Consider the following 12260-nt stretch of genomic DNA (forward strand, 5'->3'; position numbering starts at 1 on the left):
ATGACAGAATTTTTAATTTATAGCAAACAAACTTTTATAGAAAATGCCTTTGTGGAAGCAACACTTCATATAAAAGATGGAAAAATTCAAAACGTTAATAACGGTTATCAAAAACTAAGTAATTTACCTTTTTTTGATTATGGAAACCTTGTAGTTATACCAGGTATTATTGATGCTCACGTGCATATTAACGAACCTGGAAGAGAAGATTGGGAAGGTTTTTACACAGCAACAAAAGCCGCTGCAATGGGCGGCGTAACCACACTTATAGAAATGCCCTTAAATGCAAGTCCAGTAACTACAACTGTTGAGGCTTTCAAACTAAAACAAAATGCGGCCACCAATAAATTACATGTAAACTGTGGCTTTTACGGTGGTACAATTCCTTCAAACACAAATGATATTGAAGGCTTAATTAAAGAGGGCGTTTTTGGCATTAAAGGCTTTTTAACACATAGTGGAATAGACGAATTTCCAAATATTACCCAAAAAGATTTAGAAGCTATAGCTCCTATTTTAAAAAAATACGACGTGCCTTTATTACTGCATTGCGAATTAAGTGATGAAGATGTTCCTGAGGTTGAAAACCCTAAAAGCTATATTGAATATTTACACTCAAGACCTCAACATTGGGAAACAAATGCCATTGAATTGGCCATCGCTATTCAAAAAAAGTTTGATATTAAAGTACACATTGTTCATCTTTCGGCTTCAAAAGGCATTGAACTAATCAATAAGGCAAAAAAAGAAACCGATAAACTTACGGTAGAAACTTGTCCGCAGTATTTATTTTTTAATGCTGAAGCTATTCCTGATGCTTCACCTATTTTTAAATGCGCTCCACCTATTCGTGAAAAAGCAAATAATGATAAACTTTGGAGCTTTCTGCAAAGCGATGGCTTCAATTTTCTAGCATCAGACCACTCGCCTGCTCCACCCGCACGAAAACAATTAGAATCTGGAGATTTTTTTAAAGCTTGGGGTGGTATATCGGGCCTACAATTTACACTACCTGTTTTGTATACCGAATGTAAAAAAAGAGGAGTAAAACTTGAAAAATTAATTCCGTTATTAACCGAAAATCCTGCCAAATTTTTAGGCTTAGAAAACCAAAAAGGATTACTAAAAAAAGGATTCGATGCTGATATTACCGTTTTAGACAAAAATGAAAAATTTAAATTAACTGAAACTATTATAGAACACAAACACAAAGCCACACCTTATTTAAACGAAAACCTTAATGGACTTGTAAAACATGTTTTTGTAAACGGAATTCAGGTTGTTAACAATTCTAAAATGCACAAAGAACAACAAGGGAAACTATTGTTTAACACTTTAAACAACCCGTTTTAAAAATATGATTGAAAATTTAGAAATAATGGTGCTTATAGCTTGGTTAATCATTTTTACTGTTATTGTTGGTGCTACATATAAAATAAGGCATTACACTGATACTTTTAAAAAAGAAGGCAAACCAGAAAAAGCTGAAGCTTTACAAAACACACAAAACACATTTTATGCTTTAGTGGTAATCGCATCATTAGCTGGTGTTGGTGTATTGTACTTGTTTTTAAAAGATACCGTTTACGAAAGTCATTTTTTCGAATGGCTAAACCTTACCGTTAGGCTAATTCATATAACCTTTGGTATCGCCTGGATTGGCGCTTCCTTTTACTTTGTTTTTTTAGAAAATGCCTTAAACAGAAAAAATGTAAGAGACGAATTAGCTGGAGATTTATGGGCAGTTCACGGTGGCGGATTTTATTATCTAGAAAAATACAAAGTTGCCCCAAAACAAATACCCAAACATTTACATTGGTTTAAATATGAAGCTTATTTTACATGGTTATCTGGCTTTTGTTTACTTAGTATTGTATATTATTTTAATGCAAATTCATATTTAATAGATCCCGATGTTTTAGACATTTTACCTTGGCAAGCCGTTGCTATTGGCGTGAGTTCTTTTATTGTTGGCTGGATTTGTTACGACATCATTTGTAAAAAAATAAACAAAAACAAAATCCTGTTTACTGTAGCTATTACACTTATGGTTATTGTTTTTGCATGGTTTTATTCTCAAGTATTTAGTGGTCGCGGGGCATATATACATTTTGGAGCCTTCTTAGGAACCTTAATGGCCGGAAATGTGTTTTTCGTAATTATTCCTGGTCAAAAACGCATGGTTAATGCCGCTAAAAAAGGATTAAAACCCAACCCAGAAGATGGTAAAGCAGCTCAATTAAGATCTTACACAAACAATTACTTTACCCTTCCTGTGCTTTTTGTAATGATAAGCAACCATTTTCCAAGCACTTTTGGCAATACCTACCAATGGTTAATTTTATTAGGTATCACAGTAGGAACTGCAGGTGTTAAACACTATTTAAACCTTAGAGAAAAAGGTGAAATTTCAGTTTGGATTATGCCAGCTTCAGTAATAATTTTATTAGGAATGGCTTTTATTACCGCTCCAGAACAACCCAAATACAAAAATTGCGAAACCATTGTTTCATTTGCAGAAGTAAAGGCTATTGTACAAAACAGATGTATTGTTTGTCATTCTGAAAACCCAACCGATGAAATTTGGAAAGTTGCACCTAACGGTGTAAAATACGATACTCCAGAACAGATATATAGTTTTAAAGATAAAATATTTCAACGTGCCGTGGTTAGCAAAAACATGCCGTTTAACAACAACCAAACAGGAATGACCGAAGAAGAACGCGATATTATTAATTGTTGGATAACCCAAGGCGCACCAAACGAATAATTATGATAACATTAAACGAACTAAATAATTTACCAAAAAAAGATGCTTTTGAAGCTCTAGAGCGATGTTGTGTCGCCAAAAACTGGATTAATAAAGTTATTGAAAACAGACCGTTTTTTAACGAAGAAGCTCTAATAAACACAGCAAGCAATATTTGGTTTAACCAATGTAATAAAAATGATTATTTAGAAGCTTTTACTGGCCACCCAAAAATTGGAGATGTAAACAGCTTAAAAGAAAAATTTGCACACACCTCAAAATGGGCAGAAAACGAACAAGCTAAAGTTGAGGAAGCTAATATAAATACAATTGAAGCCTTAGCTAAAGCCAATGAAGATTACGAACAAAAATTCGGCTATATTTTTATAGTTAGCGCAAGCGGAAAATCTGCCGAAGAAATGCTAACTATTATTAACACAAGATTACATAATACTATTGAAGATGAAATTTATGTAGCCATGAACGAGCAACATAAAATAACTGTTATTCGGTTAGTAAAACTTCTTAAAAGCTTAAAAAATCACGACAGTTTAAAAAGTCATATTACAACACACGCTCTAGATACTGCTTTAGGCGTTCCGGCAAAACAAATGGTAATTACTTTAAATCAAATTCAAAATAACAATACAAAACCAATAAGCGTTGGAGTTACAAATACCGATGGGCGAATTGCAGATATTTTACCTCCAGGTCGATTTTTAAAACCTGGTATTTATGCTATGGTATTTAAAACCGAAGCTTATTACAAATTAACTAATCAAAACGGATTTTACCCCGAAGTTGTTATTCAATTTAAGGTTACAGATAAAAGTCATTATCATATACCATTATTGGTTAACCCATTTGGTTATTCAACTTATAGAGGTAGCTAAACAAAATAAAGTATAAAACGTACAATGATTAATTGGGTAAAAAAACTAAGTGAATTTCAGCTTAAAAACGAACCTGTAGCTTTAGTAACAGTTACTAAAGTAATAGGTTCTGCACCTTGTGAGCTTACCTCAAGAATGATTGTTACAGAAAACAAAAACATTTATGGCACGATTGGCGGCGGAAAACTAGAATTTGAAATTATAGAAAAAGCTTTAGATGCTATGAGTAAAAATAAAATATTAGAAGTTTCTTATACACTAGGTCCAAAGTTTGAACAATGCTGCGGTGGTAAAGTAGAATTAATTATAGAACCCATGAATCAACTACCAGAATTATTCCTTTTTGGAGCCGGACATATAGGCGTAGAAATTTCAAAATTACTAGTTGGCACACCGTTTCAGGTAAATTTAATTGATTCTCGTGAAGGTTGGTTTAATAACATTGATGTTGATAGAGATATTAAAACAACTTCAGTTAAAATAACCGATTTCAAAACTTTTAAAGATGCCGTTAATTGGGGTGAAAACTGCTATGTTTTAGTAATGACTCACGATCATGGTATAGACTTAGATATTATTGCTATGTCTTTAAAACATGAAACTAAATTCTTAGGATTAATTGGTAGTAAAACCAAAAAAGCTCGGTTTAACAAAATGCTTACTCAAGATTTAAATATAGCTAGCGGCATGCAGAATGTTATTTGCCCAATTGGGTTAGGAATTGGCGGTAACACCCCTAAAGAAATAGCCATAGATGTTGTTTCGCAACTTTTACAAACACATTATAAAAACAAAAATTAAATACAATTAAACAATTATGAAATATACATTTAATCCCCAAAAAAGAGTATTAATGGGTCCAGGACCTTCAGATGCCCACCCAAGAGTTTTAAAAGCCATGGCTACACCACTAATTGGCCATTTAGATCCGCAATTTGTTCAAATGATGGATGAGGTTAAAGACATGGTTCAACAAACATTGTTAACTAAAAACGAATTAACATTTGTGGTTTCTGCTCCAGGTAGTGCTGGTATGGAAACATGCCTTGTAAACTTACTAGAACCAGGTGATGAATGTATTATTTGTATAAATGGAGTTTTTGGTGGACGAATGGCCGACATTGCAGAACGCTGCGGAGCAAAAGTGCATAAAATTACAACGTCTTGGGGACAAGTTACCTCTACAGAACAAGTAAAAGAGGCTTTAAAAGCCTGCCCAAATCCAAAATTATTGGCTACTGTTCATGCCGAAACTTCAACCGGTGCATTGCAACCATTAAAGGAAATAAGCGATTTAATTCATGATGCTGGTGGGTTATTGGTTGTCGATGCTGTTACATCATGGTGTGGTGTTCCTTTAAAAGTTGATGAATGGGGAATTGATGCCATTTACTCAGGAACACAAAAAAACTTAAGTGCGCCTCCAGGACTTTCTCCTGTAAGCTTTTCACCTAGAGCTGTAAAGGTTTTAGAAAACAGAAAAACCAAAGTACAAAGCTGGTTTTTAGATTTAAATTTAGTAAAAAACTATTGGGCCGGTGCAAAAAGAGCTTATCATCATACTGCCCCAGTATCCTCTGTTTATGCCTTACATGAAGCTTTAAGCATTGTTCTTGAAGAAGGTTTAGAAAAACGTTGGGAACGTCACCAAAATGTACATAATTATTTAAAAAGTGAATTAGAAAAATTAGGATTTACATATCTGGTTGATGAGGAAAACAGATTACCTAATTTAAATGCCGTCTATCTACCAGAAACAGTAAAAAATGAAGCTGCTTTAAGATCTACATTATTAAACGATTATAATATTGAAGTTGGTGGCGGATTAGGTGACTTTGCTGGCAAAATTTGGCGTATTGGTATTATGGGCGAAAGCTGCACAAAAAACCACGTAAACATGCTTATTGGTGCTTTAAAAGAATTGTTATAGTAGCTGTGAATAAAGAAACTTCTAGAATATTAAAACGTATTGATGCCTTAGGTGAAATAAGCGATGATAAACAGTGTTTATCCCGTTTCTATGGAACAAAATCGCATAAAAAAGCCCGTAAAAAACTATTAAAATGGATGGCTAAAGCGGGCATGCAAACATCCACCGATATTGTAGGCAATGTTAAAGGTGTTTTAAAAAGTAGCAACCCAAATGCTAAACATTTTATGATTGGCTCTCATTACGATTCGGTATTCAATGCCGGAAAATACGATGGGCCATTAGGCATAATTTTAGGTATTGAAATCGCTCATGCATTTTCAAAACAAAATACAGAGCTCCCATTTCATTTACATGTTTGCGCTTTTGCTGATGAAGAGGGTTGCCGATTTAATATAGCATATTTAGGAAGCTCTTTAATTGCAGGAAATTTCAACAAAAATTGGTTAAAAAAAGAAGATGATTATGGCTACTCATTATCGCGTTTAATGAAGAAAAACAAAGGCGATTTTAAAGACATAAATAAAAATATAATTCCACCAGAAAGTTGGTTAGGCTATTTTGAGCCACATATAGAGCAAGGTCCTGTTTTATGCGACGAAAATACAGCCGTTTGTTTAGTTAGCGGCATTGCTGCACAAAACAGAGTAAATATAACTTGGAAAGGCATAAGTGGTCATGCTGGAACTTACCCAATGGATTTACGAAACGACGCACTTTGCGCTGCTTCAGAATTTATATTGGGCGTAGAAAACCTAGGAAAACAAAACAAGGAAAAATTAGTTACTACAGTAGGAAAAATTAAATCAGAACCTAATGTTTCAAACGTAATTCCTGGTTTAGTCTCTCACAGTTTAGATCTTAGGTCGCCCAACAATAAATTTTTAGAAAACATCACAAAAACACTGTATTATAAGGCTTTAAAAATTGCAGAAGAAAGACATATTGAGCTACAATGGGAAATCATGCAATCTAACCCCTCTGTAACCTGTAATAATCAGCTAAAAGAAGCTTTAGCAACCTCTATAAAAAAATACAATAAAAAACTTATTGAAATTCCTAGCGGTGCAGGTCACGATGCTGTAATGCTTTCAAACGTGGCGCCTGTTTCAATGCTTTTTATACGTTGTAAAGAGGGCATTAGCCACAACCCCGAAGAATATGTTTCTCCTGAAGATATCGAAACATCATTTAAAGTCTCTTTCGATTTTATAAATGAATTAGCAAAAAAAAATGAATATGAATAAAATAAAATTAACAGCCATTTCTACAACAGTTGTAGAACGCGATCATGCTGTAATTACAGGCGATGGCTTTGTAAATAGCGCCATTCCTGGTTGGACAAACTGCGAAGTTAATGTTGTTATAAACGAGGCTATGGGCGCTAAGTTTTGCCAATTATTAGTTACTTTAAATAAAGCAACCGTTTTAAAAGGTACTACTGAAGCTACACAAATATTTTTCTATGTTATTGATGGATCGAGCGAAGTTATTGTTGATGGCAAAACCCACCAACTAACACAAGGTTCTTACGTTTACATTCCGGTTAATAAAAACTATGAATTTAAAAATGCTTCAGAAAACACCAAGTTTTTAACTTTTCATAAAACATACGAGTTTTTAGAAGGTTATAAAATCCCTGATGTAATAGTCGCAAATCAATCTACTGTAAATCAAAATATTTACTGTGACGATCCAGATTTATTAATGCAAAATTTACTTCCAGATCAAGATAATTTTTCTTTTGATATGGCAGTAAACATTTTTACCTACAACCCAGGTGCAAATTTGCCTTTTGTAGAAACTCACATCATGGAACACGGCTTAATTTATTTACAAGGCCAGGGCATTTATCGTTTAGCAGACAAATGGTATCCTATAAAAAAAGGCGATAGTATCTGGATGGCACCTTATTGCCCGCAATGGTTTGGTGCTTTGGGCAAAGAGCCAGCCGTATATATTTACTATAAAAACGTAAACCGATTTCCTATAAAACCTTAAACGCAAATTATGAATAGAATTGATAAAGAATTACAAAAACTAGCCTCATTTTCTGCAACGCCTAACCCCTCGGTAACCAGAATAGTATATTCTGAAGAAGATATGGAAGCTAGAGCTTATTTTATTACGCTATGCGAAAATATAGGACTTAAAGTGCGTGTTGATGTTATAGGAAATACTTTTGCAAGATGGGAAGGTTCACAACCAGATTTAGCTCCAGTAGGAACGGGTTCGCATATTGATGCTATTCCAGAATCTGGACAATACGACGGTACAGTTGGTGTTTTTGGTGGTCTTGAAGCTATTAGGGTGTTAAAAGAATCGGGATATAGTCCAAAACGATCTATTGAAATTCTATTATTCACCTCAGAAGAACCAACACGTTTTGGTATTGGCTGTTTAGGAAGCCGAATGTTAAGCGGACAATTAACTCCTGAAAATGCTGAAAAGTTAATTGATACCGAAAATAATTCATTAAAACAAAATTTAGAGCGTGTTAATTTTAATACTGATTTAAGCTCGGTAAAACTTCCTAAAAATTACTATAATGCTTTTGTTGAATTACATATAGAACAAGGCCCTATTTTAGAAGCAGAAAATTTAGATATAGGTATTGTTACCATGATTGCCGCACCTAGCTCTCTAGGTGTTCAAATAGTTGGTCAAGGTGGTCATGCAGGTTGTGTACTTATGCCAAAACGTAAAGATGCAGGTTGTGCTGCTGCAGAAATTGCTCTAGCTGTTGAAAGTATTGCCCAAAATAGCGCTAGCGATAATACAGTAGCAACCACCGGTATTTTTAATATTAAACCTGGTGCTGTAAACAGTATTCCTAAAGAAGCTTACCTAGAAATAGATTTAAGAGATACCTTTATTGAAACTAGAGATAAAGCCTTAAACGATGTACAGGATAAAATAAAAGAAATCTCTAATCGTCGTGGTGTAACCAGTAATGTTAAATTATTAAACTGCGACCCACCAGCAATATGTGCAGAAAACTTAGTAAATACTGTAGAAAACGTAACTAAAAACTTAGGCTATTCTTATAAGAAAATGATAAGTCATGCATATCATGATTCGTTATTTATGGCTCAAATATGTCCAACAACTATGATTTTTATTCCTTGTCGCGATGGGTTAAGTCATCATCCAGACGAATACAGTTCTCCAGAACAAATACATAAAGGTGTGCAAACCTTAGCACTATCACTAAAAGCCTTATCGGAATAATTTTTTTCTTAGAGTGTAAAAGCCCTTAAAACAATTGTGTTTTAAGGGCTTTTTATTGTGGAGAAGACGGGATTCGAACCCGTGACCTCTTGACTGCCAGTCAAGCACTCTAGCCAACTGAGCTACATCCCCATTTTAACATATATTTGTTTTAACTTCTGTTAACAAACAAAAAAATTAAAATAAATTTGCCGTAAATGTAAACATTTTTCATGATTAGAAAAGCAAAAGTTACAGATATTGATAGGTTATTAGAAATTACAAAATCCTGTGCAGCTAGCATGATTGCACAAAATATTTTTCAATGGAACGAGTTTTATCCTAATAAAAAACCATTTTTAAACGATTTTAATCGCGACGAACTTTATGTTTTAGATATAGACAATAAAGTTATGGGATGTATAACCATTTCAACACTTATGGATGAAGAATACATTCCTATTAAATGGCTTACCAAAAACGAAAACAACATTTATATTCACCGGTTAGCTGTTCATCCGGAGGTTCAAGGAAAAGGTTATGCTCAAAAACTTATGAGTTTTGCCGAAAATTATGCAAAAACAAATCATTTTACTTCTGTAAGATTAGATACTTTTTCGCAAAACCCAAGAAATGTAAAATTCTATGAAACTAGAGGGTACAAACGCTTAGGCGATGTATTTTTCCCTAAACAAAGTGAATTTCCGTTTCACTGTTACGAACTAGTATTGTGAGCGCAGATATAAGTTTTAAACATATAAACAAACTAGCTATTCCTGCATTAATTGCGGGCGTTTCAGAGCCTATTTTGTCGTTAACCGATGCTGCTGTAGTTGGGAATATTTCAGAAAACGCAACCGAATCGTTAGCAGCTGTCGGTATAGTAACAACATTTTTATCTATGCTTATTTGGGTTTTAGGGCAAACGCGTAGTGCTATTTCCTCTATTGTATCTCAATATGTTGGTGCAAATAAATTAAACGAAATTACCAGCTTACCAGCACAAGCCATTTTTATAGTTACTTCTTTAAGTATTTTAATTATTATTGGTACATACCCATTTGCTAGGAGTATATTTAAACTTTATAATGCCAGTAATTTAATTTTAGAATATTGTATAGACTATTATCGCATACGCGTTTTCGGTTTTCCATTTACACTTTTTACAATGGCTGTTTTTGGGGCTTTTCGTGGTTTACAAAATACGTTTTATCCTATGATAATAGCCCTAATTGGTGCTGCCTTAAATATAGTTTTAGACTTTATTTTAGTTTACGGAATACCCAATTACATTAGCCCAATGTATGTAAATGGTGCGGCATATGCCAGCATTATTGCTCAAATAATTATGGCATTATTATCGGCTTACTTTTTACTAACAAAAACACCAATTACCTTAAAAATAAGCTTTCCTTTTAACAAAGAAATAAACCATTTTTTATTAATGGTTTTAAATTTATTTATTAGAACCGTTGCTTTAAACGTTACATTATATTTTGCAAGCGCCTATGCAACAAGTTATGGCGCTAATTATATTGCAGCTTATACTATAGCAATAAACTTATGGTTTTTAGGCGCTTTTATTATAGATGGTTATGCAAGTGCTGGAAACATATTATCAGGTAAATTGTATGGCGCCAAACAATATAATTTACTTATTCAGTTAAGTAATAAACTCATAAAATACGGTGTTTTATTAGGAATTTCAACCGCTATTATTGGTGTCATTTTATATTACCCTGTCGGAAGAATTTTTACAAACGAAACCGAAGTTTTACAAGCATTTTACTCTATTTTCTTTGTAATACTAATTATGCAGCCTTTATGCGCATTAGCTTTTATTTTTGATGGCATGTTTAAAGGCCTTGGTAAAATGAAATACCTTCGTAATGTGCTTTTATGCGCAACCTTTTTAGTGTTTTTACCTATACTATTTCTACTAGATTATTTCAATTTTAAACTTTATGCCATTTTTATAGCGCTAACCATTTGGATTATAGCTCGTGGACTCCCCTTAATAATTAAATTTAGAAAACTATTTTTGCCACTTGCTAAAAACAATTAAATTTACTCAAAAAACAAACCTATGGATTTCATGTCTTTTATAAGTGGTAATGGCTTATTTCTACTTTTAGCATTAATTTTAATAATAGTTTATATAGTAAACCGCATAAGAAAACGCTAAATTATCGCGTTTTTAGCCAACCCGTAATACTAAAACGTTGTGTATTTACAGGCTTAACCTCATGTTCAATAACTTGGCTTTCAAAAATAACTACGCGCCCAGGAAACGGATAAATAATTTTTTCTTCATTTTTTAAATAGAGCACCAATTCGCCACTATTTTCGGGCAACCAACCATCTTCGTTTAAATAACACACAAACGAAAGTTTACGCCTATCATCATTCTGGAAAGTATCAATATGGCGTTTGTAAAACGTGCCTTTAGGGTAAATAGCGTAATGAAATTCTTTAAACAACACGCCTAAAAAGCAAGTGCGATTTAAATACCCAATTAAATCATTAATTTTAGCAAAAAACAAGTCTTCGGCAGTGTTAGCCATAAGCTCATCAATCCAAAAAATTAAATCACCACGAATCGATTTTATAATACTTTCGTTGGTTTTGTTACCAATAGCAGCTTTTTTAAAATCGTCTTCCGTTTTTCGTTTTAAAAGAGAATCTCTAAGTAATTCAACTTCATTGTTCGAGAAAAAATCCTCAACAATACAAAATTGTTGCTTCGCTAAATCCTCAATTATTTTTTCATAAAGCGAATTTTCAACAAAATCAATAGCCTCAAACAAATGGCTCATAAGCAAATAGAAATATAAATCTATCCACCGCGGATAAAAGTGCGCAAATGTAATCTAAAAATCGATTCGTAAAACAAATTGAATATCTTTGTAGCAAATTTTATATTCGCAGCAATATTATGAGTAATCACATTCGCATTACAAAACAGTTTTTTTTCGAATCAGGACACGCCCTTTACGGTTACGATGGTAAATGCAAAAACGTACATGGCCACAGTTATAAACTTTACGTAACAGTAATTGGCTCGCCAATAACAGACAAAAACAACGTAAAATACGGTATGGTAATCGATTTTGGCGACCTAAAAAAAATAGTAAAAGAAGAAATCGTTGATGTTTTCGACCACGCTACTGTTTTCAATCAAAACACACCTCACTTAGAGTTAGCAAAAGAGCTACAAAAACGCGACCACAAGGTTATACTCGTAGATTACCAACCTACCAGCGAAATGATGATTATCGATTTTGCAAAAAAAATAAAAAAGCGCCTTCCAAACCATATAGAATTACACTCACTAAAGTTAAAAGAAACAGACACCTCGTATGCCGAGTGGTTTGCTTACGATAATATTTAGGGCGTTACCACAAGGATCGGGCTTTCGCAAGTCGCTCTTTTCAAGAAGCTCCAACAATTGCTCAATCCCTAACGCAAAACTAATAGG

General features: G+C 33.5%; 12 protein-coding genes and 1 tRNA gene. 11 read left to right on the plus strand and 2 right to left on the minus strand.

The features are described from left to right. The 8 genes from allB to LG649_RS05030 are packed head-to-tail and all read left to right on the plus strand — an operon-like array spanning position 1 to position 8803. Positions 1 to 1353, plus strand: coding sequence for an allantoinase AllB (allB, locus tag LG649_RS04995; protein ID WP_226541741.1), 1353 nt, complete (start codon positions 1 to 3; stop codon positions 1351 to 1353). Positions 1354 to 1357: 4 nt separating this feature from the next. After that, positions 1358 to 2770, plus strand: coding sequence for a urate hydroxylase PuuD (locus LG649_RS05000; RefSeq protein ID WP_226541743.1), 1413 nt, complete (start codon positions 1358 to 1360; stop codon positions 2768 to 2770). A 2-nt stretch (positions 2771 to 2772) separates the two neighbouring features. Beyond that, positions 2773 to 3642, plus strand: a complete 870-nt coding sequence (uraD, locus tag LG649_RS05005) for a 2-oxo-4-hydroxy-4-carboxy-5-ureidoimidazoline decarboxylase (RefSeq protein ID WP_226541745.1) — start codon at positions 2773 to 2775, stop codon at positions 3640 to 3642. Between the two features lie 24 nt (positions 3643 to 3666). Continuing rightward, on the plus strand, positions 3667 to 4443 hold the full coding sequence (xdhC, locus tag LG649_RS05010; protein WP_226541747.1) for a xanthine dehydrogenase accessory protein XdhC: 777 nt from the start codon (positions 3667 to 3669) through the stop codon (positions 4441 to 4443). A 16-nt stretch (positions 4444 to 4459) separates the two neighbouring features. Further along, a complete protein-coding gene (locus LG649_RS05015) occupies positions 4460 to 5572 on the plus strand; it encodes a pyridoxal-phosphate-dependent aminotransferase family protein (protein WP_226541749.1) in 1113 nt (370 codons plus the stop codon). Positions 5573 to 5577: 5 nt separating this feature from the next. Further along, on the plus strand, positions 5578 to 6819 hold the full coding sequence (locus tag LG649_RS05020; protein WP_226541752.1) for a M20 family metallo-hydrolase: 1242 nt from the start codon (positions 5578 to 5580) through the stop codon (positions 6817 to 6819). Then, positions 6812 to 7573 carry a (S)-ureidoglycine aminohydrolase gene (allE, locus tag LG649_RS05025; protein ID WP_226541754.1) on the plus strand — a complete coding sequence of 254 codons (762 nt, stop codon included), beginning with the start codon at positions 6812 to 6814 and terminating at the stop codon, positions 7571 to 7573. The genes LG649_RS05020 and allE overlap by 8 nt, the downstream gene beginning before the upstream one ends. Before the next feature lie 9 nt (positions 7574 to 7582). Then, positions 7583 to 8803, plus strand: coding sequence for a M20 family metallo-hydrolase (locus LG649_RS05030; RefSeq protein ID WP_226541756.1), 1221 nt, complete (start codon positions 7583 to 7585; stop codon positions 8801 to 8803). Between the two features lie 58 nt (positions 8804 to 8861). Here LG649_RS05030 and LG649_RS05035 read toward each other — a convergent pair. Then, positions 8862 to 8935, minus strand: a tRNA-Ala gene (locus LG649_RS05035). 80 nt (positions 8936 to 9015) lie between these two features. Here LG649_RS05035 and LG649_RS05040 point away from each other — a divergent pair. Together LG649_RS05040 and LG649_RS05045 are read left to right on the plus strand one after the other, a co-directional pair. Further along, positions 9016 to 9516 carry a GNAT family N-acetyltransferase gene (locus tag LG649_RS05040; RefSeq protein WP_226541764.1) on the plus strand — a complete coding sequence of 167 codons (501 nt, stop codon included), beginning with the start codon at positions 9016 to 9018 and terminating at the stop codon, positions 9514 to 9516. Next, a complete protein-coding gene (locus tag LG649_RS05045; protein ID WP_226541766.1) occupies positions 9513 to 10847 on the plus strand; it encodes an MATE family efflux transporter in 1335 nt (444 codons plus the stop codon). Before LG649_RS05040 ends, LG649_RS05045 begins: the two co-directional genes overlap by 4 nt. A 121-nt stretch (positions 10848 to 10968) precedes the next feature. On the opposite strand, the gene LG649_RS05050 is transcribed toward LG649_RS05045, so the two are convergent. Further along, positions 10969 to 11598, minus strand: coding sequence for a 2OG-Fe(II) oxygenase (locus tag LG649_RS05050; protein WP_226541768.1), 630 nt, complete (start codon positions 11596 to 11598; stop codon positions 10969 to 10971). A gap of 119 nt (positions 11599 to 11717) precedes the next feature. On the opposite strand from LG649_RS05050, the gene LG649_RS05055 reads away from it, so the two are divergent. Beyond that, positions 11718 to 12173 carry a 6-pyruvoyl trahydropterin synthase family protein gene (locus tag LG649_RS05055; protein ID WP_226541770.1) on the plus strand — a complete coding sequence of 152 codons (456 nt, stop codon included), beginning with the start codon at positions 11718 to 11720 and terminating at the stop codon, positions 12171 to 12173. The last annotated feature ends 87 nt before the right edge of the window (positions 12174 to 12260 follow it).

The sequence above is a fragment of the Neotamlana laminarinivorans genome (assembly GCF_020523925.1).
Lineage (GTDB): Bacteria > Bacteroidota > Bacteroidia > Flavobacteriales > Flavobacteriaceae > Neotamlana > Neotamlana laminarinivorans.

Excerpts from the sequence above, each read along its gene's own strand:
- LG649_RS05050 (WP_226541768.1), bottom strand. The coding sequence starts at position 11,598 with ATGAGCCATTTGTTTGAGGCTATTGATTTTGTTGAAAATTCGCTTTAT.
- LG649_RS05040 (WP_226541764.1), top strand. The coding sequence starts at position 9,016 with ATGATTAGAAAAGCAAAAGTTACAGATATTGATAGGTTATTAGAAATT.
- LG649_RS05055 (WP_226541770.1), top strand. The coding sequence starts at position 11,718 with ATGAGTAATCACATTCGCATTACAAAACAGTTTTTTTTCGAATCAGGA.
- uraD (WP_226541745.1), top strand. The coding sequence starts at position 2,773 with ATGATAACATTAAACGAACTAAATAATTTACCAAAAAAAGATGCTTTT.
- LG649_RS05015 (WP_226541749.1), top strand. The coding sequence starts at position 4,460 with ATGAAATATACATTTAATCCCCAAAAAAGAGTATTAATGGGTCCAGGA.
- allE (WP_226541754.1), top strand. The coding sequence starts at position 6,812 with ATGAATAAAATAAAATTAACAGCCATTTCTACAACAGTTGTAGAACGC.
- allB (WP_226541741.1), top strand. The coding sequence starts at position 1 with ATGACAGAATTTTTAATTTATAGCAAACAAACTTTTATAGAAAATGCC.
- LG649_RS05000 (WP_226541743.1), top strand. The coding sequence starts at position 1,358 with ATGATTGAAAATTTAGAAATAATGGTGCTTATAGCTTGGTTAATCATT.
- LG649_RS05030 (WP_226541756.1), top strand. The coding sequence starts at position 7,583 with ATGAATAGAATTGATAAAGAATTACAAAAACTAGCCTCATTTTCTGCA.
- xdhC (WP_226541747.1), top strand. The coding sequence starts at position 3,667 with ATGATTAATTGGGTAAAAAAACTAAGTGAATTTCAGCTTAAAAACGAA.